General features: G+C 72.2%; 23 protein-coding genes. 21 read left to right on the top strand and 2 right to left on the bottom strand.

Going from position 1 to position 24,939, the window contains the following annotated elements:
• The first annotated feature begins 33 nt into the window (after positions 1-33).
• The 13 genes from ctaE to AMA02S_RS40710 all read left to right on the top strand — a co-directional run bounded on the left by ctaE (position 34) and on the right by AMA02S_RS40710 (position 15,432).
• Positions 34-720, top strand: a complete 687-nt coding sequence (ctaE, locus tag AMA02S_RS27535; RefSeq protein WP_439951612.1) for an aa3-type cytochrome oxidase subunit III — start codon at positions 34-36, stop codon at positions 718-720.
• A gap of 56 nt (positions 721-776) precedes the next feature.
• Complete coding sequence (qcrC, locus tag AMA02S_RS27530) at positions 777-1,688, top strand: cytochrome bc1 complex diheme cytochrome c subunit (RefSeq protein ID WP_067463202.1); 912 nt, start codon at positions 777-779, stop codon at positions 1,686-1,688.
• The gene (gene qcrA / locus AMA02S_RS27525) at positions 1,685-2,794 is read left to right on the top strand and encodes a cytochrome bc1 complex Rieske iron-sulfur subunit (RefSeq protein ID WP_067463199.1); all 1,110 of its coding nucleotides are present in this window, start codon (positions 1,685-1,687) and stop codon (positions 2,792-2,794) included. Before qcrC ends, qcrA begins: the two co-directional genes overlap by 4 nt.
• Positions 2,791-4,422 carry a cytochrome bc1 complex cytochrome b subunit gene (qcrB, locus tag AMA02S_RS27520; RefSeq protein WP_067463198.1) on the top strand — a complete coding sequence of 544 codons (1,632 nt, stop codon included), beginning with the start codon at positions 2,791-2,793 and terminating at the stop codon, positions 4,420-4,422. Before qcrA ends, qcrB begins: the two co-directional genes overlap by 4 nt.
• A gap of 72 nt (positions 4,423-4,494) precedes the next feature.
• Entirely contained in the window at positions 4,495-5,622 is a 1,128-nt protein-coding gene (locus AMA02S_RS27515; protein ID WP_067463583.1) for a glycosyltransferase family 4 protein, read from the top strand.
• Between the two features lie 82 nt (positions 5,623-5,704).
• Entirely contained in the window at positions 5,705-6,514 is an 810-nt protein-coding gene (locus AMA02S_RS27510) for a hypothetical protein (protein ID WP_067463196.1), read from the top strand.
• 572 nt (positions 6,515-7,086) lie between these two features.
• Positions 7,087-8,616: a penicillin-binding transpeptidase domain-containing protein gene (locus AMA02S_RS27505; RefSeq protein ID WP_084265640.1), complete on the top strand. Its 1,530-nt coding sequence runs from the start codon at positions 7,087-7,089 to the stop codon at positions 8,614-8,616.
• Positions 8,617-9,060: 444 nt separating this feature from the next.
• The gene (locus AMA02S_RS27500; protein WP_067463191.1) at positions 9,061-10,653 is read left to right on the top strand and encodes a peptidoglycan DD-metalloendopeptidase family protein; all 1,593 of its coding nucleotides are present in this window, start codon (positions 9,061-9,063) and stop codon (positions 10,651-10,653) included.
• A gap of 10 nt (positions 10,654-10,663) precedes the next feature.
• On the top strand, positions 10,664-11,476 hold the full coding sequence (locus AMA02S_RS27495) for a ferric reductase-like transmembrane domain-containing protein (protein ID WP_067463189.1): 813 nt from the start codon (positions 10,664-10,666) through the stop codon (positions 11,474-11,476).
• Complete coding sequence (locus AMA02S_RS27490; RefSeq protein ID WP_067463187.1) at positions 11,473-12,984, top strand: NADH-quinone oxidoreductase subunit NuoF family protein; 1,512 nt, start codon at positions 11,473-11,475, stop codon at positions 12,982-12,984. The genes AMA02S_RS27495 and AMA02S_RS27490 overlap by 4 nt, the downstream gene beginning before the upstream one ends.
• A gap of 144 nt (positions 12,985-13,128) precedes the next feature.
• A complete protein-coding gene (locus tag AMA02S_RS27485; RefSeq protein WP_067463184.1) occupies positions 13,129-13,782 on the top strand; it encodes a DUF4142 domain-containing protein in 654 nt (217 codons plus the stop codon).
• A 66-nt stretch (positions 13,783-13,848) separates the two neighbouring features.
• The gene (locus AMA02S_RS27480) at positions 13,849-15,111 is read left to right on the top strand and encodes a DUF1996 domain-containing protein (protein WP_067463182.1); all 1,263 of its coding nucleotides are present in this window, start codon (positions 13,849-13,851) and stop codon (positions 15,109-15,111) included.
• A gap of 108 nt (positions 15,112-15,219) precedes the next feature.
• Positions 15,220-15,432, top strand: a complete 213-nt coding sequence (locus AMA02S_RS40710; RefSeq protein ID WP_084265639.1) for an NAD(P)H-binding protein — start codon at positions 15,220-15,222, stop codon at positions 15,430-15,432.
• On the opposite strand, the gene AMA02S_RS27475 is transcribed toward AMA02S_RS40710, so the two are convergent.
• On the bottom strand, positions 15,429-17,219 hold the full coding sequence (locus AMA02S_RS27475) for an AMP-dependent synthetase/ligase (RefSeq protein WP_067463180.1): 1,791 nt from the start codon (positions 17,217-17,219) through the stop codon (positions 15,429-15,431). The two genes, AMA02S_RS40710 and AMA02S_RS27475, sit on opposite strands and share 4 nt — an antisense overlap.
• A gap of 240 nt (positions 17,220-17,459) precedes the next feature.
• Here AMA02S_RS27475 and AMA02S_RS27470 point away from each other — a divergent pair, with 240 nt between their 5' ends.
• The 6 genes from AMA02S_RS27470 to AMA02S_RS27445 all read left to right on the top strand — a co-directional run bounded on the left by AMA02S_RS27470 (position 17,460) and on the right by AMA02S_RS27445 (position 21,651).
• Complete coding sequence (locus tag AMA02S_RS27470) at positions 17,460-18,158, top strand: copper homeostasis protein CutC (protein ID WP_067463177.1); 699 nt, start codon at positions 17,460-17,462, stop codon at positions 18,156-18,158.
• Positions 18,159-18,204: 46 nt separating this feature from the next.
• Positions 18,205-18,972 (top strand): metallophosphoesterase family protein, encoded by a 768-nt coding sequence (locus tag AMA02S_RS27465; RefSeq protein ID WP_084265638.1) that lies wholly within the window; start codon positions 18,205-18,207, stop codon positions 18,970-18,972.
• Between the two features lie 40 nt (positions 18,973-19,012).
• On the top strand, positions 19,013-19,447 hold the full coding sequence (locus AMA02S_RS27460) for an SRPBCC family protein (protein ID WP_067463172.1): 435 nt from the start codon (positions 19,013-19,015) through the stop codon (positions 19,445-19,447).
• Positions 19,448-19,511: 64 nt separating this feature from the next.
• Complete coding sequence (locus tag AMA02S_RS27455; RefSeq protein WP_067463169.1) at positions 19,512-19,919, top strand: hypothetical protein; 408 nt, start codon at positions 19,512-19,514, stop codon at positions 19,917-19,919.
• Positions 19,920-19,966: 47 nt separating this feature from the next.
• Positions 19,967-20,935: an ROK family glucokinase gene (locus AMA02S_RS27450; protein ID WP_067463166.1), complete on the top strand. Its 969-nt coding sequence runs from the start codon at positions 19,967-19,969 to the stop codon at positions 20,933-20,935.
• Entirely contained in the window at positions 20,932-21,651 is a 720-nt protein-coding gene (locus AMA02S_RS27445; RefSeq protein WP_067463163.1) for an endonuclease/exonuclease/phosphatase family protein, read from the top strand. Before AMA02S_RS27450 ends, AMA02S_RS27445 begins: the two co-directional genes overlap by 4 nt.
• Before the next feature lie 148 nt (positions 21,652-21,799).
• Here AMA02S_RS27445 and AMA02S_RS27440 read toward each other — a convergent pair whose 3' ends face one another.
• The gene (locus AMA02S_RS27440; protein WP_067463160.1) at positions 21,800-22,594 is read right to left on the bottom strand and encodes a hypothetical protein; all 795 of its coding nucleotides are present in this window, start codon (positions 22,592-22,594) and stop codon (positions 21,800-21,802) included.
• 363 nt (positions 22,595-22,957) lie between these two features.
• Here AMA02S_RS27440 and AMA02S_RS27435 point away from each other — a divergent pair, with 363 nt between their 5' ends.
• Entirely contained in the window at positions 22,958-23,689 is a 732-nt protein-coding gene (locus AMA02S_RS27435; RefSeq protein WP_067463156.1) for a lysophospholipid acyltransferase family protein, read from the top strand.
• Between the two features lie 9 nt (positions 23,690-23,698).
• The gene (gene macS / locus AMA02S_RS27430; protein ID WP_245667861.1) at positions 23,699-24,901 is read left to right on the top strand and encodes a MacS family sensor histidine kinase; all 1,203 of its coding nucleotides are present in this window, start codon (positions 23,699-23,701) and stop codon (positions 24,899-24,901) included.
• The last annotated feature ends 38 nt before the right edge of the window (positions 24,902-24,939 follow it).

Genomic DNA, 24,939 nt, shown 5'->3' with positions numbered 1-24,939 from the left:
AAGACACGCTCGGGGAACTCAAGAAGGGGGGTCATGCGTCACTCACTGGATAGGGGCGCAATAATGCTGCCCGTGACAGCATCCGCGATAGAGACACCACCTCACGCACGGGCGAACCGTCCCAATCTGGTCAGTGTGGGGACGATCGTCTGGCTGTCGTCCGAGCTGATGTTCTTCGCGGCGCTGTTCGCGATGTTCTTCACGATCCGCTCTGTGACGATCGGCCAGTCCGGGCACGGCTCCTGGCCGGGCGCACCGCTTGACCTGCCGTTGTCCGCGGTCAACACGACCGTCCTCGTGCTGTCCTCCGTGACCTGCCAGATGGGCGTGTTCAAGGCCGAGGCCGGCAAGGTCGGCCGGGACGGCGGCCTGCTGGACTTCCGGCGGTGGGGGCTGCGCGAGTGGTACGTGCTGTCCCTTCTCATGGGTACCTACTTCGTCGCCGGTCAGGCATTCGAGTACTACAACCTGGTCACGAAGGACGGGCTGACGCTCTCGTCCTCGGCCTACGGTTCGGTCTTCTACCTGACCACCGGTTTCCACGGCCTGCACGTCACCGGGGGGCTCATCGCGTTCCTGTTCGTCCTCGGGCGGACCTACGCCGCGAAACGATGGACGCACGAGCAGGCGACGAGCGCGATCGTCGTGTCCTACTACTGGCACTTCGTCGACATTGTGTGGATCGGGCTGTTCGCCACCATCTACCTGCTCGACCTGTGACGTGACCCAGTGACCTGCTCGACCAACCAGACGACATGACCCGAACGGGGATTTCCGTGAAAAGGTTCACCGCATGGCGACGGCGCCCGTGGGCGGGCTACGCCGTCGTGCTGGCGGCCCTGGCGGCGATCGGCGTCATCTACGCCGGCTTCTCGCCGCAGACCGGCCGCGCCGAGGCTGAGGGCACGGCCCATGCCGCGCAGGACCTGGCGAACGGCAAGGAGCTGTTCAACAAGAACTGCGCCAGCTGCCACGGGCTGAACGCCGAGGGCACCAAGGACGGCAAGGGCAAGCCGATCGCGCCCAGCCTCATCGGCGTGGGCGCCGCATCCGTCGACTTCCAGGTCAGCACGGGCCGCATGCCCGCGATGAACCCTGGCGCACAGATGCCGCGCAAGGAGCCGATCCCCGCCTTCGACACCTCGATCAAGACCGACTACGAGGAGAAGGAGAAGCGGGAGGAGGCCGAGAAGCAGAAGGCCGAGGCGGAGAAGAACCTGGCCGACCTGCGCGCCTACATCGCCTCCCTCGGCGGCGGGCCGGAGGTCCCCCCGGCCTCGGCGGTCGACCCGAAGACCGGGAACGTCGCACTCGGCGGCAAGCTGTTCCGTACCAACTGCGCCCAGTGCCACAACTTCACGGGCCAGGGCGGCGCGCTGACCGGTGGCAAGTACGCCCCGCCGCTGAACAACAGCGACGTCACGCCCACCCAGATCTACGAGGCCATGCTGACCGGCCCGCAGGCCATGCCGGTGTTCAACGACACCACCCTGACGCCCAAGGACAAGCAGGCGATCATCGCCTACCTCGTCCAGACGCGTGAGGAGCCGAACCCGGGCGGTAACGGTCTCGGCCGCATCGGCCCGGTCTCGGAGGGCCTGGCCGGCTGGCTGATCGGAATCGGCCTGCTGGTGCTGGCGGCCATGTGGATCACCGCGAAGAAGCCGAAGAAGCTGAAGAAGCCATGAGCGACGACAACAAGGACACCGCGGGCTCGCCGGAGCCGAGCGAAAGCGCGCGCGGACGCGTGATCGGTACCCCGTCCCCGGCGCGGGACAAGGCACTGCTCGCCGAGGGCGACATCTCGGCGCCGGCAGGCGCGGGGGAACAGCTGGACGAGGCGGCGGCCAAGCGCGCCGAGCGCGTCGTCGCGGCGTTCTTCCTGCTCGCCTTCCTCGGCAGCGTGGCGTTCATCGCCTACTACATCGGCTGGAGCGGTCGCCACGGCGGCATGCACGGCGTGACCCGTGCCCGGGAGTCCAACTTCTGGCTCGGCGGCACGATGGCGCTGTCGTTCCTGGCACTCGCCGTCGGCGTCACCATCTGGGTGCGCCGCCTGATGACGAGCAAGCCGATCGTCCAGGAGCGGCACTCGCTGGCCGCCGACGAGGAGACCCGCGCGGGCTTCACCAAGGACTTCCTCGAAGGCGCCGACGACAGCGGCATCACCAAGCGGCCGCTGCTGCGGCGCACGCTGCTGCTGGCCGCCGCGCCGCTCGGGCTCGCCCCGCTGGTGCTCCTGCGCGATCTCGGTCCGCTGCCGGAGAAGAGGCTGCGCAGCACGTTCTGGGCCCAGGCCGTCGAAGAGGCCCACAAGCAGGGCAAGAAGGGCGTCCGGCTGGTCGTGGACGGCACCAACAAGCCGCTCAAGGTCAGCGACTTCGCCGCACCCGGCTCGATGATCACCGTCCTGCCGGAGGGCATCGAGGAGCACGTCCCCGAGGAGCAGGTGCTGACGCAGACCGCCAAGGCCGTCACCATCCTGATCAACATCCCCGAGGACGAGTTCAAGCCCGCCAAGGGCCGGGAGAACTGGCACGTCAACGGGATCGTGGCGTACTCCAAGATCTGCACGCACGTCGGCTGCCCCGCGGCCCTGTACGAGCAGACCACGCACCACATCCTGTGCCCGTGCCACCAGTCCACCTTCGACGCCACGGACGCGGCGAAGGTCATCTTCGGACCGGCGGCCCGTGCGCTGCCCCAGCTTCCGCTGGCGGTGGAGGACGGGTACCTCGTCGCGACGAGCGACTACCACGAGCCGATCGGCCCGAGCTTCTGGGAGCGCGGATGAGCGAGGCGACAGCTCCGAAGGCGGTCGAGGCCCCGCTGACGTTCCTCGACGACCGTCTCGGATCCACCACCTTCTTCAAGCGGAACATGAAGAAGGTCTTTCCGGACCACTGGTCGTTCATGCTGGGCGAGATCGCCCTGTACTCCTTCATCATCCTGCTGCTGACGGGGACCTTCCTGACGCTGTGGTTCCAGCCCAGCATGCAGGAGGTCGTGTACAACGGCTCGTACACGAAGCTCAACGGCGTGAAGATGTCGGAGGCCTACGCCTCCACGCTGGAGATCAGCTTCGACGTGCGCGGCGGCCTGCTGATGCGGCAGATCCACCACTGGGCCGCGATCTTGTTCATGGCGTCGATCCTGGCGCACATGCTGCGGGTGTTCTTCACCGGCGCCTACCGCAAGCCGCGCGAGCTGAACTGGCTCATCGGCATCGGGATGTTCACGCTCGGCCTGCTGGAGGGCCTGTTCGGGTACTCGCTGCCGGATGACCTGCTGTCCGGCACCGGCCTGCGGATCACCCAGGGTGTGGCGGAGTCGATCCCGGTGGTCGGCACCTACATCTACATGTTCCTGTTCGGCGGGGAGTTCCCCGGCCAGGACATCGTGCCCCGGCTGTACATGCTGCACATCCTGCTGATCCCCGGCCTGATCCTGGGCCTGGTCACCGCGCACATGATGATCATGTGGCATCAGAAGCACACCGCGATGCCGGTCAAGAACCAGACCGAGCAGCAGGTGTACGGCTACCCGTTCTACCCGGTCTTCATGGCCAAGACGGGCGCCTACTTCCTGTTCACCTTCGGGGTGCTCGCGCTGATGGGAGCGTTCATCCAGATCAACCCGATCTGGCTGTTCGGCCCGTACGACCCGGGCGCGATCTCGGCGGGCTCCCAGCCCGACTGGTACATGGGCGTGCTGGAAGGCGCGCTGCGCATCATGCCGAACTGGGAGGTCTCCGCCTGGGGCCACACGGTCAGCTTCAACGTGCTGATCCCGGCGCTGGTCCCGCTCGGCATCATCTTCGGCGGCGCTGCCGCGTGGCCGTTCATCGAGGCGTGGGTGACCGGCGACAAGCGGCAGCACCACGTCAACACGCGCCCGCGCAACGCCCCGGTCCGCACCGCGACGGGCATGGCCGCGGTGACGTTCTACGGTCTGCTGTGGATCGCCGGCGCCAACGACGTCCTCGCCGACAAGTTCCATGTGTCGCTGTTCGCCACGACATGGTTCTTCCGGTTCGCGATCTTCATCGGGCCGTTCCTGGCGTTCATCATCACCAAGCGGATCTGCCTGGGGCTCCAGCGCAAGGACGCGAACGTCATCGGGCACGGCGTGGAGAGCGGCATCATCCTGATGTCGCCGGACGGAAAGTACACCGAGCGGCACGAGCCGGCGCGCGAGCAGGAGCGGGCGGTCATCCTGTCCAAGGAGAACGCCCGTCCCGAGGCGCCCGCACGGGACGCCAACGGGATCCCCGCGCCCGACACCAAGGGCCCGCTCGGGCACCTGCGCTCGCGTCTCAACCGGGCCTGGACCTTCGACGACATCCCCGTCGAGGAGCACGAGCACGAGGAGCACGGCGAGGTCGAGGGCGGCGGCAAGGACCCCAAGCAGCTCAGCCACTGACCCGCCTGGCATGACGAGAAGAAGGGGCCCGCCACCGGACGCCGGTGGCGGGCCCTTTCTATGCTGGCCGCGATGACCAGGACACTTTTCGTCACCAACGACTTCCCGCCACGGCCGGGGGGCATCCAGGCGTTCGTGCACGGACTGGCGGCGCGGCGCCCGTCCGGCTCGGTGGTGGTGTACGCCCCGGCGTGGAAGGGCGCCGCCGAGTTCGACGCGCGGCAGCCGTTCCCGGTCGTCCGGCATCCGGGCTCGCTGATGCTGCCGGTGCCGGGCGTGCTGCGGCGGGCGGCGGACGTCCTGCGCGCGGAGCGCTGCGACTCGGTCGTGTTCGGCGCGGCGGCCCCGCTCGGGCTGCTGGCCCCGGCGCTCCGGCGGCGGGGAGCGGAGCGGCTGGTCGGGATCACCCACGGGCACGAGGCGGGCTGGGCGGCGCTGCCGGTGGCGGGTGCCGTCCTCGGCCGCATCGCGGACGGCGTGGACGTGCTCACCTACCTGGGGGAGTACACGCGGTCCCGGATGGCGCGGGTCCTGTCCCCGGAGGCGGCGTCCCGGATGGCGCGGCTCGCGCCGGGGGTGGACGAGGGGACGTTCCGCCCCGGGGCCGGCGGCGAGGAGATCCGCCGGCGGCACGGCCTGACCGGTCGTCCGGTGACCGTCTGCGTGTCGCGGCTGGTGCCGCGCAAGGGCCAGGACGCTCTCATCCACGCCTGGCCGAGGGTCCTCAAGGAGGTGCCGGACGCGGCGCTCCTGCTGGTGGGCGGCGGCCCGTACCGCGCAGACCTCGCGAGGCTGGCGGCGTCCCTGGACGTGGACGACTCGGTGGTGTTCACCGGCGGCGTCCCCTGGGAGGAGTTGCCCGCCCATCACGACGCGGGCGACGTCTTCGCGATGCCGTGCCGCACCCGGCGACGGGGCTTGGACGTGGAGGGCCTCGGCATCGTCTACCTGGAGGCCTCCGCGACCGGGGTTCCGGTCGTCGCGGGCGACTCCGGCGGCGCGCCCGACGCCGTCCTGGACGGGGAGACGGGCATCGTCGTGCCAGGTCGTTCGGTGGCCCGCATCGCGGACGCGGTCGCGGGACTTCTCGCCGATCCCGCGAGAGCACGCAGGATGGGGGAGCGGGGGCGCGCCTGGGTCGAGCGTGAGTGGCGGTGGGACCTTCAGGCCGCCAGACTCGGAGCGTTTCTCGGGCACTGAGATGTGGCCTTGCGGTCAGGAGTGGGAATCCTCAGGTCATGCCGCGTATCGCGGAATGTGGCCGGGGTGACAGGATGCCGATATGGAGAACGCGGACATCGAGGACGCCTGGGCCCGGGCCCCGGGGGAAGCCGCCCGCTGGTTGCACGAGCTCGATCCCGACCACTGCTACTCGGGCTTCGAGCCGCCGCGCAGCCCCGACTCCGCCTGGCTCCTGCACGCGATGTACGCGTGGGAGGAGGGCCTGGTCACCACCACCCACGACGACGTCCACCAGTCGGTGACGGCGGCCGGGCTCATCGAGCCGGCCGATCCGGCGGGCGAGGTCCCGGGCGACGTCGGCGACCTGCTGGAGGGCGCGATCGTCACCGGCACCGAGCTCGGCCGTAGCGGCGACCCGGGCGCGGGGTGGCGGCGCCTGCGCTGGAAGGAGCTCGCGCGGGGGTTCGGTGAGCCGGTCGTCCCGGAGGGGGAACTGCCCGGCAACCGCTGCCTCCGTCAGGGGCACCCGACCGGGAGCTGGTCGGCGGCGATCCAGCCTCCCGCGGAGGGCTGCCTCGATCGCGAGAGCTGGCACCGGCTCGTCGGGGTGCTGCTGCGGTACAGCCCCGCCGGCGCGGACACGCGCTGCCTGGCCTACTACTGCCCGCTCGTCACGGCCGACTGGGACAACGAGACCGTCCTCGCGGGCCGGCTGGGTGACGCGGCAGGCCTGTACGACCATCCGGCGATGTCGAGCTGCCCGTCCGATCTGTGGGCGGCCGACCGGTCCTGGGTCGTGTACTGCGATTGGGACCTGTGGGGGACGAAGGTCGTCGGGCCCACGTCGCTGGTCGAGGCCGTGCTGGGTGACGCGGAGCTTGAGGGAGTCCGGCTGTCCTGGACGCGCTGACGCGCCGGGCCCCGGTCGTCAGCGGTGCGGCCGTTGCCCGCCCGGCCCCGGGGAGGGGACCCCACCCCCGCGCCGCGGGCGGGGTCCCCAGCTCGGGGCCGGCGGGCCGGCCGGGGTCGCGCGCCGCTCCCGGAGACCAGTTCCACGCGCCGCCCCTGCCGAGGGGGGAGGCGATCCGGGCGCCGGCCGGCCCGACGCCCCTGGGCGCCGTGGGAGGGCCAGCCATGGGGCCGGATCGGATGCGGCGTGGACGGGAGTGCGGGGCGCGGCCCCGGCCGGGCACCCGGCCGTGGGACGGCCGGGTGTACGGCGACGGGCGGCGGAGTGGGCGGGCCCCGGCGGGGGGATCAACATCGCGGGGCACCTCCTGCCACCGAGCGGTCGCCGACGTGTCTGAAGCTAAGCGTCCGGCGGGCTTCCGGCACCCGCGTTAAACCGGACTTAAGGGACGGATCAGTCAACGCTAAGTCACTCGCCGGTCCCGCGCCGAATGTCCGACTTCAGGAGAATAGGCAGTAGCGGCCCGCCCTGAGATGATCGTGCTCCGCCCGGGGGGAGTGGGGAGATGACGCGTGCGATCACGGGACGTTGCCGCGCTTGCGGTGCTGGTGGCGGCGGTCCTCGCGGCGGGGACGGCGACGGCGTGGCTCTGGCCCGGCAAGGACGAGGGCACCCCCGAGCAGACGGCATCCGACTACTTCGCGGCCTGGCAGCAGGGGGAGTTGCGGACGATGGGCAAGCTGGTCGCCGATCCTCCGGCCGACTTCGCCGACCAGCACCGGGCCCTGTCGCGCGGGCTGTCGGTCAGTGCGATCGCCTTACATCCCCTCGCCGTCGTCCGGTCGGGCCCGGACGAGGCGCAGGCCGCGTTCACGGTCACGCGGGATGTGGGCTTCCACGGCGACTGGTCGTTCCGGTCGGTGCTGAAGCTCGGCCGGGTGAACGGCCGGTGGCGGGTCCTGTGGACGCCCGCCACCCTGTACCCGGGCCTGAAGGGGAAGGGGGCGTGGTCGCTGACGGAGGTGACCGTGCCCGCCCTGACGCTGGTGTCCCGCGACGGCAGCCGCCTTCCCGACGACGGGCCGCTCGGGCCCTACCTCACCGAGCTCAGCGACCGGCTGGAGGGCGAGGACGGCACCGGGTGGGCCATCGACCTGCGTGACGGCGGTGGGCCCCCGCAGCGGGTGAAGGTCCTCGGCGTGAAGGCGAGCAGGAAGGTCCGCACGACGCTGGACTCGCGCGCGCAGGCGGCGGCGGAGAAGGCGATCGGGTCCCGGCAGGCGTCGATCGTGGCGATCCGCCCGTCCACGGGCGAGATCCTCGCGGTGGCCGACGGTCTCGGCGGGCTCGGCGCGTTCGTCTCCGGCTACCCGCCCGGCTCCACCTTCAAGGTCGTCACCGCGGGCGCGCTGCTGGCGGACGGGATGGACGCCGGTTCCGGTGCCGACTGTCCCGCGGTCGTCGTCACCGCGCAGCGCACCATCCACAACGACGAGAACCACGCGCTCGGCCGCACGACCCTGCGGGACGCCTTCGCCCAGTCGTGCAACACCACGTTCGCGCGGCTGGCCGTCGAGGAGATCGGCGCGAAGAGGCTCGCGGCGAGTGCCGGGAGGTTCGGCTGGGGCGAGCGGCTCACACCCGGCGTGCGTGCGACGGGCGGAGACTTCCCCGGCGTGCGGAGCGGAGCGGCGCTCGCCGAGGCGGGGATCGGGCAGGGCGAGGTCCAGGCGAGCCCGCTGCTGATGGCCACCGTCGCGGCGGCGGTCGCGGACGGCTCCTGGCGGTCGCCCCGGCTGCTGGAGCCGAAGCTGATCCGCGAGGACGGCGGGCGGACTCCGGACCCTCGTCCGATTCCCGGCGCCGCCGACCTGCGCGACATGATGCGCGCGGTCGTCACGGGCGGCACCGCGGCCCGCGCCGGGCTCCCGGACGGGACGGCGGGCAAGACCGGCACCGCCGAGTTCGGCGAGGGCACCCACGCCTGGTTCATCGGATTCCGCGACGATCTCGCCTTCTCCGTCTTCATCTCCGAGGGCGGCTCGGGGCCGAAGGTCGCCGCCCCGCTCGCCGCCAGGTTCCTGCGTGCATGGTCTGGCTAGCAGCGCCTGGCTAGCAGCGCCTGGTTAGTAGTGCCTGGCTGGCACGCGTGACCAGGGGCGCTGACCAGGGGCGCCCGGCTAGCAAGGTGTGGCCAGAAGGTGCGGCTAGCGAGGTGCGGCCCGGGATTACGGGCGTCTCAACGCGCGAAACGGACGCGTGAACATGCCGTGGCGTCCACGCGTACAGATGTGGAGAGCGGCCAGGCCGCGAGTATCGACTGAAACGATTTTCGGGCATCGCGTATCTGAACGGCCTCCGGGGCGTATGCTCCCGGGTGATCGAGCGGGTCCCCTCAGGGCCCGTGGGAGAGCGGTGGGAGCGGAGCGGGTTCCCAGAGCCGTGATCCCGATGTCTCAGCGGAACAACCCGCCAGGCTTCCCGCCCGGTGGGTACGGAGCCAACCGGCGTTCGCCGAGCCCTCCACCTCCTCCACAGGAGTGGGCATGGCGCGACGCGAGACCCGGCATGCGTCCCGGAGCTATCCGCATGCTTCAGCGTGGGCGGAGACGCCCGCGCGCCCCTCGTCGAGCCCGGAGCCCCCGCGAGGGCACCGGGCCGAGGAACCCCAGTGGCCCGAAGGGTCCTGGTGGGCGGAGCAGTCCGGCTGGACCGAGAACGGGCAACGGTCCCCGCGACCCAAGCCACGCCGCAGGCGCGAGCCTTCGAGCGGCGCCGGCCGGCGCCGCTCCCAGCCGCGCCCGCAGGCGCGGCGCCGCTCGTCGGCCCGGTCGGCGGGACGGCCACCCGGTCCTCGCGCACGCCCGCGCACGCACCCCCGCGGTGGGCGTAGGCCAACCGACCGGCTGAGCGTCGGTGCCATCGCGCTGTCCTGCGTCGTCGGCCTGGCGCTGCTCGGCATCGCCGAACGAGCCCTGCTGGAAGGCGGGACCATCGGCGCGTCCGGGCCGGTCGGTGCCGAGCAGCCCGCCAAGAACCGCAAGGAGCGCACCACCCCCGGCCGGCGCGACGCCCCCCGGCAACAGCCGGGCCCGTCCGGCGCCCCGGGCCGTGCCCCGGCGGGCCCGGACGTCCCGGCGCTCTCCGCGCAGGTACGGAAGCTGACGCTGGCCGAGCGCGGCGCGGCCGCCCGGCAGACCTACGGCGCCGCACCGACCCGACCCCCGATGGTCGAGGTCGCCCGGACGAGTCCCGACAAGACCTGGGCGTTCGGCACGACGGCGATCCCGGTGCCCGACACCAGCGGCGCCAATCCCGAGGTCGCGTTCTTCGCGGCGCGGTGGCGGCAGGACCGGTGGCAGGTCGCGCTGTCGGGTGGTGACCGCTTCGCCGGTCTGCTGTCGGGCCTGCCCGCGACCGTCATGTCGGCGGACGAGGGCCGCGCGCTGCGGCGCTACGGCGCACTCACCGCCGCGCAGGCCACGGCGCAGGCCCACAGCGGCAAGAAGGGCGACGCGCTGATGCTGCCGTGGAAGTCCGGCACCACCTGGTCGATGGGCACCGGTGACGGCGGCACGTCCGTCCGCCCGCTGGGCTCCCTCGCCTTCTGGGGCGGGGACGGCCGGGTCCTGTCCTCTGGTGCCGGCCGGCTCTACCGGTTCTGCGGTGACCAGGACGGCCGCGCGCTGGTCATGGTGATCCACGGTAGCGGCCTCGCCACCACCTACTACCGGGTGCGGTCGGTGCCCGAGCTGCGCGACGGCAGCATCGTCCAGCGCGGTGACCCGCTCGGCCGGACCGGCTCCGACCGGCCCTGCGGCGGGGCGCCGGCGGCGCGTCCCGAGGTCGAGTTCGACCTGCGCAGGGGCGCCGAGCGCGTCCCTCTCGACGGGGCGCTGCTCGGCGGCTGGACCTTCCGGGAACGGGCCAAGCCCCTTCTCGGCTACGCCGAACGCGGCGAGCTCCAAGTACTTCCCGGCGGCCAGCTGGCCAACCTCGGCCCGGTCCCGGGGGCAGACGTCCCGCCCTCACCGCCCGACCCCGGCCCCGAGCCGGGGGACGGCGACGACCCGGGGGGCGCCACGGCGCGCCCCGCGCTACAGAAGAGGAGTCTCAGCGGTGCGAACACGCAACAGTGATGATCCTGTGGTGCCTACCTGGGCGCTGCGCACGGTACTCGTCGGCGCGGTGCTGGTCCTGGTCGGGGCGGCGACCCCGCCGGGCGCCGTCGTCGCGAACAACGTGCAGTACTTCCTCTCCTTCTACGCGGGCGTCTTCACCCTGCTCGCGATGACCGGCGCCGTGATGAGCGGGCTGCTGGCCACCGACCGGCTCATCCTCGGCATCCGGCACCGCGTCTGGGCCCAGGGCGTGCACCGCGCGTCCGCCGTGCTCGCCATGGCGATGGTCGTCGCGCACATCGCGGTGAAGGTCCTCGGCGGGCTCGCCACCCCGCAGCAGATCGTCGTCCCCGGCGTCGGCCCGGTCGGGCTCGGCACGCTCGCGTTCGAGCTGATGGTCCTCATCGTGATCACCGGCATGATGCGCGCGCGGTTCGCGTTCCGCGGGCACCCGTGGATGTGGCGGATGATGCACGCCGTCTCCTACATCTCCTGGCCGCTCGCGATCACCCACGGCCTCACCGCCGGGCGGGTCGCCGCGAACTGGGTCGTGCTCAGCTACGTGATGAGCGTCGGGGGTGTCGCCCTCGCGCTGCTCACCCGGCTGATCGTCGTGGTCAAGCCGCGGGACGTCCGGCGCGTCGGCGACGACGTCGGCGAGCGCACCGTCGCGCGGGAGCGGGGCATGGCCGCCGAACGCGCCCGCGAGCGCGCACTGGCGGGCGAGCGCGCCGCCGTACGCGACGGGGATCGCGGGAACTCCCGCGCCACCGTCGCCGATCCCCGCGGGATGCGCGTGCCGCGCGGCGGCCGCGGCGGTGACACCGAGGTGTTCCGATGACCGCCGCCATCGCCGTCACCAACATCGGCGGGCCCCGGCTGACGCTCGGCTTCGACCGGTTCGACCGGCTCGACCTCGACCGGCACATGGCCGTGCACGGCAAGCTGCGCGCGCCCGGCCTCGACGACATCGTCCGGATGGCCGAGCAGGTCGACCTGCGGGGCCGCGGCGGTGCCGGCTTCCCGTTCGCGCGCAAGCTGATGGCCGTCGCCGCCCGCGTGAACTACCCAGGCTCCGACGAGGCGATGCTCCCGGGAGAAAAGCGCGGCGAGCGCGGTTCCAGCGAGGACGTGGTCGTCGTGGTGAACGGCGCCGAGGGCGAGCCGGGCAGTGCCAAGGACAAGGTCCTGCTCGGCCGCGCCCCGCACCTGGTACTGGACGGCGCGCAGATCGCCGCGTCCGCGCTCGGCACCCAGCGGATCGTGGTGGCCGTCGAGGACGACGAGGCCGCCCGCTCCGTCCGGGCCGCGATAGGCGAGCGGCGGATGCCGGCCCGGGTCGTCAGGCTGACCGAGCGGTTCATCTCCGGGGAGAGCGGCTCGGTGATCCGCGCGATCAACGGAGAGGTCCCGATCCCGCCGGGCGTCAAGGTCCGCGCCTCCGATTCCGGGGTGGACGGCTTTCCGACGCTGCTGTCCAACACCGAGACGTTCGCGCAGCTCGCCGTTCTCGTCTCCCTCGGTCCCGACCTGTACGCCTCGGCCGGCACCGAGGACGAGCCCGGGACCACGATGCTCACCGTCGGCGGGACCAAGGTCGTCGAGGCGCCGCTCGGCACGCCCCTGCGTGCCGTGCTGGAGCGATGTGAGGTCCCGCCGTCGCCGGGTGTGCTCGTCGGCGGCTACCACGGGATGTGGCTCGACCCCGGCGCCGTCCAGCAGGCCGTGTTGTCGCGCGCCGGCATGCGGCGGGTCGGCGGCACGGTCGGCGCCGGGATCATCCTGCCGCTCACGCGCGGTACCTGCCCCCTCGGCGAGGTCACGCGGATCGCGTCCTACCTCGCCGCACAGTCCGCGGGGCAGTGCGGGCCGTGCCGGCTCGGTCTGCCCGACGTCGTCCGTTCGCTCAACTCGCTCTCCGACGGGTCCGGGACGGTCGAGGACGTCCGGCGGGCCGCGGGCGTCGGCAGGGGACGGGGCGCCTGCACCCATCCTGACGGGACTGCCAGGTTCGTCCTCTCGGCGGTCGAGGCGTTCGCCGCCGACATCGACGTCCACCAATACGGGGCAACGTGCGGGCAACCGACCTTCGGGGTGCTGCCGCTGCCCGTCCCGACCGGCGATGAGGGCCGGGTCGCCATCGACTGGAGCCGGTGCGACGGGCACGGGCTGTGCGCCTACCTCGTCCCTGAGCTGATCCAACTCGACCGTTACGGCTTCCCCGTCGTGCTGGGCACCGACATCCCGGCCTGGATGGAACGCGATGTGCAGAAGGCGGTCGCCATGTGCCCGGCCCTCGCGCTACGCGTCACCGGAGGTATTCCAGGCAGCCCGGCCCGCCGTTCCTGACAGACCGTTGTGCCGTAATTTCCGGGCGCGAAGAAAACAAGAAAAAGAACGAACACCGATGAACCCCCGACCCCGCGTGGTGCGTACCTCCTGGCGACCCGCGCCGGGTCCGACCGGTGAGATTCCGAGAGGAGGGAGCTTCCGTTGAGGAAAAGATATGGCAGCTACGGTTTCGCGGGGTCGCGCAAGCGACGCCGCAAGGGCCGTGCCGTTCTCGCCCTGGCCGCGGTGGTCGCCGTCGGGGCGGCTCTCGTGGTGGTGCTCCGCCCGGTGTACGGCAGCGCGCCCGCCGACGGCGCGACCGTCGACGGCGCGCGCAACGGCGGCACCACGCAGACGCGCTGGGGGCCGCTGACGGCACTCGACCGGAGCCTGCTCGTGAAGGTCCGGCAGGCCGGCCTGTGGGAGATGCCCGCAGGCCAGCAGGCACAACAGCGCGCCGCCAGCCCCAGGGTGAAGGAGGTCGGCTCCATGATCATGCAACAGCACATGCAGTTGGACGCCGACACCCGCGTCACCGCGCAGCGGCTCGGCGTCATCCTGCCCAACGAGCCGAACGGCACCCAGCAGAGCTACCTGCGGGAGATGTCGACCAAGTTCGGGGCGGATTACGACCGTACCTGGGTCCTGCGACTACGCGCCGCACACGGGCAGGTGTTCAGCATCATCGCCAAGGTGCGCGCGTCCACCGAGAACAGTGAGATTCGCGCATTCGCCGAACGTGGAATGAAATTCGTCAACACCCATATGTCGCTGCTGGAGAGCACGGGCCTGGTAGACAAATCGGCCCTGCACTGACGCCACACCAAAGCAGCACTGACGCAGCACTGACGAACATCCCACCCCGCATCAAGGGAGTTCTCCATGGGAAGAAGGAAAAAGGCGTTCGCCGTGATGATCCCGGCGCTCGTCCTTATCGCGTCGGCGGCGGAGACGTCGCCCGCCGGGGCCTCGGCCCCGCGCAGCGGCGACCGTGCCGCACTCGCCGCCGATCCGACCGATCCGCCGAGTGAGGGAGGCGCCGACCCCGGCGGTGGTGAACCCGGCGATCCCAGCAGCAGTCCGCAGTATCCGAACGGCGGTCAGCAAGATCCCGGCGGAGGCGGGCAGGGCCCGAACGACGGCCGGACCGGAGACGGGCAGAACGACGACGGGCAGAACGGAAACGGGCAGCAGCGGGGCGACGGGCAGAACCAGAACCCGCAGAACCTGGCCGGGCCGGGGCAGGGCGGCGGTCAGGGTCTGGCGCGCAGCCTGTTCGTGGACATCCGGAAGGCGCCTTCGCTGGCGCGGCCGGGGCAGGCGGCGCAGGGCCAGCGCGGGTCGCGCGGCACGTTCACGTCCAGCTGCGGGCGGAACGAGGGCCAGAAGCACAGCAACCCCGACAACGTCATCGTGGCTCCCGGCGTCCAGAACGGCGCGCACCACACGCACGACTACGTGGGCAACAAGTCGACCGACGGGTTCTCGACCGACGAGAGCCTCGCCGCGTCAGGAACGACCTGTACGAACGGTGACAAGTCGACCTACTACTGGCCGGTGGTCCGGCTCCGGGCGGGCCGGGACAACTCGGCGGCGGCGCGGCAGAGCGCGGCGGACGGCAACATCGGTTCGGTCGTCACGCCGTCGTCGGTCCGGCTGCAGTTCAACGGCAACAGCCGCAGCAAGGTGACCGCGATGCCCCCCTTCATGAGGGTCCTGATGGGCGACGCCAAGGCCGGGACGAACGGCCTGGCCAACGCCAAGGCCGTGTGGTCGTGCACCGGTTTCCTGAACCGCGGCTTCACCGACAAGTACCCGCTCTGCCCGCAGGGCAGCCAGGTGGCGCGGGTGCTGGAGTTCCCGAGCTGCTGGGACGGTCGCAACTCCGACAGCGCCAACCACCGGGACCACGTCCTGTTCGCCGACGAGCGGACCGGCGCGTGCCAGCCGGGACGGCGGCCCGTCCCGCAGCTACAGATGACGCTGACCTACAACGTGCCGGCACGGGCGCAGGCGTTCGCGCTGGACAGCTTCCCCGAGCAGAACCACAACCCGGTGACCGACCACGCCGACTTCATCAACGTGATGTCGCGCAACCTGATGCAGCAGGCCGTCAACTGCATCAACTCCGGGCGCCGCTGCTGAGCCGCGTCCCGCGCCGAGCCCGCGGCCGGTGAGGACGTCCCCCCGGCGCCCCTCACCGGCCGCGCCCGCGCGACTTCGCGGAGCGGGCCGCGGTCCCCTGACTGGCTCATCCTGCGGCCCGGCCGCCTCACCGACGACCCCGGCACCGGCCGGGTCACCCTGGCCGGGCCCCCGATCGGCCGAGGCGCGGTCACGCGCGACGACGTGGCGGCCGTCGTCGTCGCGCTGCTGGACGCCTCCGACGCCCGCCGCCGCACCCTCGACCTCCTCACCGGCGACACGCCGATCGATGACGCCGTCGCCCGCCTCGCCCGCGGCTAGCCGGCGTAGAGGGCGTCGATCTCGTCGGCGAAGTCCTTCATCACCACGTTGCGCCTGACCTTCAGGCTCGGGGTCATGTGCCCGGCCTCCTCGGTGAAGTCCACGCCGAGCACGGTGTACTTCTTGATCGCCTCGGCGTTGCTGACCGACCGGTTCGCGGCGGCGACCGCGGCGTCGATCTCGGCCGTGAGGTCGGGATCGCGGCGCAGGTCCTCCACCGTCATCGTGGCGGGCTTGCCGTGCCGGTCCTTCCAGGGGCCGAGCGCCTCCTGGTCCAGCGTGACCAGGGCGCTGATGAACTTGCGGCCGTCGCCGACGACCAGGCACTGGCTGACCAGCGGGTGCGCGCGGAGCCTGTCCTCCAGCGGCGCCGGCGCCACGTTCTTGCCCGCCGCGGTGACGAGGATCTCCTTCTTCCGGCCGGTGATCCTCAGGAAGCCGTCGGGGTCCAGGGAGCCGAGGTCGCCGGTATGGAACCAGCCGTCCTCCAGGGACTCCTTGGTGGCGGCGTCGTTGTTCCAGTAGCCGCGCAGCACGTTGATCCCGCGGACGAGGACCTCCCCGTCCTCGGCGATCTGCACGTCCACACCCGGGATCGGCCGGCCCACCGTGCCGATCCTGATCGCGGTGGGGCGGTTGACGCTGACCGGCGCGGTGGTCTCGGTGAGCCCGTAGCCCTCCAGGATGGTGATTCCGACACCGCGGAAGAAGTGGCCCAGCCGCTCGCCCAGCGCGGCGCCGCCCGACACCGCGTACCGCACCCGCCCGCCGACCGCGGCGCGCAGCTTCCGGTACACCAGCACGTCGAAGACCCTGTGCCGGATCTTCAGACCGAGGCCGGGACGGCCGGACTCCAGCGTGCGGCTGTAGGCGATGGCGGTGTCGGACGCCGCCTTGAAGATCTTGCTCTTGCCCTCGGCCGCGGCCTTCTGCTCGGCCCCGTTGTAGACCTTCTCGAACACACGGGGCACGGCCAGCAGGAACGTGGGACGGAACGTCGCGAGGTCGGGCAGCAGGTTCGGGACGTCGCTGTGCCCGAGCACGATGCCGCCCTCGACACAGGCGACCTCGATCAGCCGGGCGAACACGTGCGCCAGCGGCAGGAACAGCAGCGTGGAGCTGCCCTCGACCGTGACCTCGGAGATCGCGCCCTGGATGGCGTTGCGCGCCGTCCGCACCAGGTTGCCGTGGCTGATCTCGCAGCCCTTGGGACGCCCGGTCGTACCGGAGGTGTAGATGAGGGTGGCCACGTCGGCGGCGCCACGGGCGGCGCGGCGCTCGGCCGCGGCGTCGTCCGGGACGTCCCTGCCCAGCCGGACGACCTCATCGAGCCCGCCGGCGTCGATCCCCCAGACGTGCACGAGGTCCGGCAGCGCGCCCCGGACCTCCTCGACCGCCGCGACGTGCGCCGCGGTCTCGGCGAACACCGCCTTGGCGCCGGAGTCGCCGGCGATCCACTCGATCTGCTCGCCGGAGGACGTCTCGTAGATCGGCACCGCGACCGCGCCCGCCGCCCAGATCGCGTAGTCGATCACGGTCCACTCGTAGCGGGTCCGCGACAGCAGCGCCACGCGGTCGCCGGGCTCGACCCCGGCGGCCATCATGCCCTTGGCCACCCCGGTCACCTCGGCCGCGAACTCGGCGGCGGTGACGGCGCTCCAGGCGCCGGCGCCCGGGCGGCGCAGGACGATGGTGCCGGGCTCCTCGGCGGCACGGGTGAAGGGCGCGTCGGTCAGATTGGCGGAGTCGGGGACCTCCACCATCGCGGGGACGCTGAACTCGCGCACGGCCCACTCCTGTAATCGGTCTTCGGGGACGGCGGGGAAACCGGCTCCGGCTTCTCCGCAGCCGATGATACCCATGAGTAGGAAAGGCCGCCGGTCCCTCGCACACCGTTGGCCCGCTTGCTGTCGCCCTACCGACGCCGCGGTTAACGGCAGGGCAAAGACGGCCCGGTGTCCCGTGGCGGGCGCCGCGCGTTGGCCTACCCTTGGTCTCGCCGGACATCTGGGACTCGGGGGATCGCCATGTCGCTGCTCGAGGTGATCGCGCTGACCGCCGCCGACGCACGCGCCGCCCAGGAGGGCGGCGCCGACCGGATCGAGGTCGTCGCCGACATGGCCGCCGACGGCCTCACCGCCGATCCGGACGTCGTCGAGGCGATCCGCGAGGCCACGTCCCTGCCCATGCGGGTGATGCTGCGGGCCAACGCCGGGTTCCGCACCACCGGCGCCGAGCTCGACCGGCTGCGGCACGCCGCCGACACCCTCGCCCAGGCGGGCGTGGACGGGTTCGTGTTCGGCTTCCTGGACCCCCTCGGCCATGTCGACACCGCCGCCACCGGCAAGCTCGCCGCGGTCGCCGCCCCGCTGCCGTGGACGTTCCACCGGGCCCTGGACCACGCCGCCGATCCCGCCCAGGCGTGGGATGCCGTCCGGCACCTGGGCGGCGGGCTCGACACGGTCCTCACGGCGGGCTCCCCGCGCGGGGTGGACGCCGGGGTGGACGTCCTCGTCCGGCGCGCCACCGAGGACCGGGAGTCGACCGGCATGATCATGGCCGGGGGCGGACTGCGCCGCAAGCATGTCGCCGTCCTCGCGGCGGCGGGCGTCACCGCGTTCCATGTGGGCACGGCCGTCCGTCCCGACGGCGCCTGGGACGCGGCGGTCGATTCCGCCCTGGTGAGCGAGTGGCGCTCCCTGGTCTCGGCGGCGGCCGGCGGCTGACTCGGGCGGCGTGTTCGTCCTCAGCGGGCCCGATTAGAGTCGGTTCATGAGGATCCACGTGGTGAGCGACGTCCACGGCCGTGCCGAGGCGCTGCGGGGCGCCGGTGACGGCGCGGACGCGCTCATCTGCCTGGGCGACCTGATCCTGTTCATCGACTACTCCGACCACGCGCAGGGGATCTTCGCGGAGCTGTTCGGCCAGGAGAACGCCGACCGCTTCATCGCGCTGCGGACGCGCAAGCGCTTCGACGAGGCCCGCGAGTTCTCCCGGTCACTCTGGGCGGGCCTCGGCGGGGAGGCATGGCCGCACATCGAGCGGGCCGTCGACCGGCAGTACGCGGAGCTGTTCGAGGCGATGCCGTCCCCCGCGTACCTCACCTACGGCAACGTCGACATCCCCCGCATGTGGGGCGCGCACCTGCGCGACGGACACCGCGTGCTGGACGGGGAGACCACCGAGCTGGGCGGGCTGACGTTCGGATTCGTCGGCGGCGGGCTCCGCACCGAGTACCGCACCCCCTACGAGCTGGACGACGAGGCGTACGCGGCCAAGGTCAAGGCCGTCGGAGCCGTGGACGTGCTGTGCTGCCATATCCCGCCCGCCGTCCCGGAACTGCTGTACGACACGGTGGCGCGCCGGTTCGAGCGGGGCAGCGAGGCGATCCTGGACGCGATCCACCGCACGCGGCCGAAGTATGTGCTTTTCGGGCACGTTCACCAGCCGCTCGCGAGCCGGATCCGCATCGGCCGGACCGAATGCGTGAACGTGGGCCACTTCAGGGCCAGCGGGGTGCCCTACGTCCTGTCGGTGTGAAAGATACTTTCTGTAAGGACACAGCCGGAGGGATGCGCAGATGGCCGACCGAACGAGTTCTTCCATCACGGTGAAGGCCGGGAAGGCCGAGATCATGGCGGTGATCGCCGATCTGGAGAACTATCCCGAGTGGGCCAGCGGGATCAGGGAGTTCACCGTCCAGGAGACGGGTGGGGACGGCCGCGCCGACCGCGCCCGGCTCACCTTCGACGGCGGCCCCTTCAGCGACACCGTCGGCCTCGCCTACACCTGGGAGGGCGACGACCGCGTGACGTGGGACCTGGTGGAGAAGGGCAATGTCGTGTCCGGACTGCACGGGTCCTACGCGCTCGCCGAGGCGGGCGGCGCCACCGAGGTCACCTACGAGCTGACCGTGGACGTCCGCATCCCGATGATCGGCATGGTCAAGCGCAAGGGCGAGAAGCGGATCATCGACTCCGCGCTCAAGGGACTGAAGCGACACCTGGAGCGCTGAGCGTTTCTCACCAGGTCGCGGGGGCGATACCGTTTCACGCCGACGACGGATGGAAGATGTGGTCATGAACGAGCAGCCAGGCGACGTCCTCGACGAGGCGGCCAAGCTCTTCGACGCGCTGCGCAGGCGGATGGGCGGGGACGGCACCGGCGATGTCTGGGGCCGAGCGACCTCCGAGGACGTCCCGCACATGGCCACCGGCGCCGCCGAATGTCGAAATTGCCCGATATGTCGGGCGATAGCCGTCGGGCGTGAATCCGGTGCCGACGTCGGACGGCACGTGCGCGAGGCCGGCCGGTCGCTGCTGGCCGCCGGGCTGGACGTGGTGGCGGCCTTCGACCGGACGCGCGGGGAGGCGTCGGAGGCCCCGCGGGCGGGTACGTCCGAGCGGTCAGGCCCGCCACCCGGTGGGAGCGCTCCCGAGCGGGCCGACGCGTGGTCGGCCGCCACCGGCGGCGACCCCATCGAGTAGTGGCGTACGGGCTCCAGCCGGGGCACGTGAGGAGGAGGAAGCGTTACATGGCCCTGACCATCGGCGTGGATGTGGGCGGCACGAAGGTGGCCGCGGGGGTCGTCGACGACCGGGGGAAGATTCTGGAGAAGGTCCGCAGGCCGACCCCCTCGACGAACCCCAAGGAGACCGCCGAGGTCATCGCCGAGGTCGTCGACCTCCTCAAGGGCAAGTTCGAGGACGTCGCCGCGGTCGGTCTCGGCACCGCCGGTTTCGTCGACGAGACGCGCTCCACCGTGCTGTTCGCGCCCAACCTCGCCTGGCGGGAAGAGCCGATCAAGGAGAAGGTCGAGAGCCTCGTCGGACTCCCGGTCGTGGTCGAGAACGACGGCAACGCCACCGCGTGGGGCGAGGCGAAGTTCGGCGCCGGCCGCGGCGAGAACTTCATCGTCCTGGTGACGCTCGGCACCGGCATCGGCGGCGGCATCATCATCAACGGCGAGCTCTACCGGGGCCAGTTCGGCATCGGTGCGGAGATGGGCCACTTCCGGGTCGTCCCGGACGGGCGGCGCTGCGGCTGCGGCAACCGGGGCTGCTGGGAGCAGTACGCCAGCGGCAACGCGCTCGTCCACGAGGCCCGCGACCTCGCCCGCGTCGCCCCGGCGATGGCGGGCCGCCTCCTCGAACTCGGCGACGGGCGGCCCGACGGCATCAGCGGACCCGAGATCACGCAGGCGGCCCGCGAGGGCGACAAGGCGGCGCTGGAGTGCTTCCGCACCGTCGCGCACTGGGCCGGCCAGGGCCTGGCCGACCTCAGCGCCATCCTCGACCCGGGCGCGTTCATCATCGGCGGCGGCCTCTCCGACGCCGGGGACCTGCTCCTCGACCCGGTCCGCAGCGCGTTCGAGGACGCGCTGACCGGCCGCGGCCACCGCCCCCTGCCCGACATCCGCATCGCCGAGCTGGGCTCGGCGGCCGGCATCGTCGGCGCCGCCGACCTCGCCCGCATACGCCCCCGCCAGGACGCGGTCGTGTGACGCCGGTCCGCGTCCTCACCTACAACGTCCGGTCGCTGCGCGACGACCCCGCCGCCGTGGCCAGGGTCGTCCGCGCCATCGACCCGGACGTCCTGTGCCTTCAGGAGGTTCCGCGCTTCTGGGACTGGCGGGTCAAGCGCCGTCGCCTGGCCCGCGACTGCGGCATGGACATCGCCGCCGGACGCCGCGCCTGCGGCCTGGCGATCCTGACGGCCCCCCGGGTCCGCCGCCTGCGCCGCGAGTTCCACCTGCTCAGCCCCACTCCCGGCCTGCACCGCCGCGCCCTGGCCATCGCCGTCCTCCAGGTGGCCGGCGCACGCCTGGTCGCCGCCTGCACCCACCTGGACCTGATGACGGCGCCGCGCCGCAGGCACGCCACCGAGATCCTCACCCACCTGGACCGCGCCCGCCGCCGCTACGAGGCCCCCGTCGTCCTCACCGGCGACATCAACGAGGAACCCGGCGGCCCCACCTGGTCACTCTTCACCGACCGGTTCCAGGACGCCTACGCGGTGGCGCCGGATGGCGAGGAGCTGACCTTCTCCTCCCGCAACCCCCGCAGACGCATAGACGCCGTCTTCGCGGACGAGACCGTGGAGATCATCGCCGGGGGAGTCCCCTCCGCGACCGCCGAGGAGTACCCCCAGGCCACAGACCACCGCCCCGTCCAAGCCACCTTGAACCTTTCCCCTTCCCTACCCAACTCGCAGGGTTGAACCTCAGCCGCCGGTTACCGGGAGGCATGCGCAGCGAGCGCCAGCGAGCGGAGCGGGTATCCCCGTCGCGCCGCGCCCCCGGAGCGGAGCGCCAGCGGAGTGAGGAGGTGGCGAGCCGCGCAGCCGGGGGATTGGGGGTCGCCCCCCATTAGACGACGGCGCCGTCGTCTGGGTCGCGGGGTTCGTCGCCCATACGCAGGACGAGGGTGACGAAGCCGCCGATGAAGGCGGCGACGGCGAGGAAGGCGGCCCAGCCGGGGACCTCCCAGTCGAGGATGACGGTGATGAGCAGGTAGACGGGGCCGCCGATAAGGGCGATCCAGGCGCCTTTGGTGAGGGGGTCGGCGCTCGGCAGCGGTGGGGGAGGGGGCGGGACGTAGTGGCCCTCGTCGTCATCGGGGGCGGGCGGGAGGTCGACGGTCTCGGTGGGCTTGATCATGCGGACGCGGGGGAGGCGGCCGGTGCGGTCGTCGCCCTCGTCCGGGGGGTCCTCGGGTTCCTCGATGTTCTCCTGGTCCGGCCAGGGGGTGTCGCCGCCTTCGGGGGTGGTGTCGAAGCCGGCGACGATCTCGGCCCAGATGGCGTCCTCGTCGCGTTCGGCGGTCTCACCATCGGGGGCGGGAGGGTCGCCGGCGGGTTCGGCGAGGTCGGTCTCGGGTTCGGGGCCCCGGGCGGAGGCGTCGCGGAGGCGGGCGAGGTGGGCGCGCAGGATGCCCTCGGCGGCCGGCTTCATATCGACGTCGACGTACAGCCGGTCGAGGGCGTCGCCGGGCGGGGCCTCGGCGGCGAGGTCGGGCAGGTCGGCCAGTTCGGACGGCGAGGCGGCGTAGGCGGCCACGCCGGCCTCGCCGAGCGCCGCGAGCATCGCGTCGGCGAGATGCGGGGCGAGGTCGACCAGTGGGGCGTAGGTGTCGGCTGACAGTCCATTGCCACGGCGATTCACGGGGCCGGCTCCTTCGACGACTCCGGAGTGACCGACAGCACCGGCATGACGGCCTCCGCTCCCCCATTGACGTGTGCCCGGCGGTGCCGGCGGACACGGCGGCACTCCCGGACACCCTGAAACGTGTGTCCCACGGTATTCGCTGCGCCGCCCGGGACAAGCCCCCGGGCGCACCCGATTGAGATTTACCGTTCAGAGCCTACGTTCATTCCGGCGGCACCGGCGCCGGGCGGGGGTGCCCGCCCCGGCGTACCGGCCGGTAGAGGCAGCGACGGGAAGTGGGAGGATGTGCCATCATCTCCCGTCGGTCAGGGAGCCGGACGTGCCCGTCACCTGGGCCGCCGGTCGGAGGAAGGTCCGCGCATGCTCTGGTTCTGGATTCTGCTCAGGATCGTTCTCTCGCCGATCCTGTACCTCGGGTGGTGGCCGCGGAACCGGGGGATGCGCAACGTCCCCAAGCGTGGGCCGGCACTGCTCGTCAGCAACCATCTGTCGTTCGCCGACCACTTCTTCGGGCCGCTGCCGCTGATGCGGCCGATCTTCTTCATCGGCAAGGGCGAGTACTTCACCGGCACGGGGCTCAAGGGCCTGATCAGCAAGGGCTTCTTCACCGGGGTGGGCGTGGTGCCGGTGGACCGGACGGGCGGCTCGGCCGGCGAAGCGGCGTTGCAGACGGGACTGCGGATCCTCGGCGAGGGCAAGCTGCTCGGCATCTACCCCGAGGGCACCCGGGCGCCGGACAACCGGCTCTACCGCGGGAAGACGGGCGTGGCGCGGCTGGCGTTGAAGTCCCGGGTGCCGGTGATCCCGATGGCGATGATCAACACGTTCGAGCTGATGCCGCCGGGCCGGCCCTACCCGCGCCTCGGCATCCGGCCGGGCGTCCGGTTCGGGGCGCCGCTCGACTTCTCCCGGTACTACGGGCGCGAGGACGACCGGGAGGTGCTGCGGGAGATCACCGACGAGATCATGCAGGCGATCCGGGAGCTGTCGGGCCAGGAGTACGTGGACCGGTACGCCGCGGAGGTGAAGGCCGAGATGGTGGGCCAGCAGGTCCGTCCCGTGGACGACGGCGGGCTGGACGACGGTGACTGAGGGCGGGGCGTGGTGAACGGGGCGGGCGGCGGGCTGGGCCTGGAGGTCGCGCTGTGGCGTGCGGTCGCGGTGTACCGGGTCGCGTCGCTGGCCTACGCGGCGCTGGTGATCGCCCTGAACTCCGACGGGTACGCGCATCCGTGGGGCGGCTGGGCCGTCCTCGCCGTGATGGTCGCCTGGACGGCGTACGCGGTGCTCGCGTTCCGCGGCCGGCGCCGGCGGGGCTGGCCGCTGCTGGCGGCCGACCTGGCCGTCGCGTTCGGCTGCATCCTCGCCACCGCGTGGGTGGAGACGACCCACAACATCGAGCACGGGCGGCCGACGCTGCCGATGTCGTGGGTCGCGGCGGCCGTGCTGGCGTGGGCGGTGGCGGGCGGACGGCGGGTCGGGATCGCCGCGGCGCTGGCGCTCGGCGTCGCGAACCTGCTGGTGCACGTCGTCGCCGGGACGACCGGGGGGATGGGCCGCGGCACCTTCAACGGGGTCGTGCTGCTGCTGCTCGCGGGCCTTGTCGTCGGGCACGTCGTCCGGCTGGCGCTGGAGGCGGAGGCGCGGCTGGCCCGCGCCGTGGAGATGGAGTCGGCGACGCGGGAGCGGGAGCGGCTCGCGCGGCGCATCCACGACTCGGTGCTCCAGGTGCTCGCGATGGTGCAGCGGCGCGGCGGGGAACTGGGCGGCGAGGCGGCCGAGCTCGGGCGGCTCGCGGGGGAGCAGGAGTCGGCGCTGCGCGCCATGATCGGCACGACGCCGTCGATCGCCGTGGTCGTCGACGCGGCGGTGGGCGGAGACGGGCATGACCGGACGGTCGACCTGCGGCCCCTGCTGGCCGGGCACGGGTCGACCTCGGTGACCGTGTCGGCACCGGCGACGCAGGTCCGGATGCGCGAGCACGCCGCCCGGGAGGTCGAGGCGGCGGTGGCGGCGGCGCTCGACAACGTCCGGCGGCACTGCGGCGACGGCGCCCGCGCCTGGGTGCTGCTGGAGGACGACGGCGCCGGCGTGGTCACCGTCAGTGTCCGCGACGACGGCCCCGGGATGCCCGCGGATCGGCTCGCGCTGGCGGCGGCGGACGGGCGGCTCGGCGTCGCCCAGTCCATCCGCGGCCGGATCCGCGACCTCGGCGGCACCGTGTCGATCGTCTCCGCTCCCGGCGAGGGCACGGAGATCGAGATGAGCGTCCCCGGACCAGCGGCCGGCGCCCGCCGGGGGTGAGCGGGCCCGTAGGCTGTGGACCGTGAACGACGTTCCCC

Origin of the sequence: Actinomadura macra NBRC 14102 (assembly GCF_001552215.1) — a bacterium.
In the GTDB taxonomy this organism is placed as follows: Bacteria; Actinomycetota; Actinomycetes; order Streptosporangiales; family Streptosporangiaceae; genus Spirillospora; species Spirillospora macra.
This window is presented reverse-complemented; position numbering and strand designations above follow the sequence as displayed.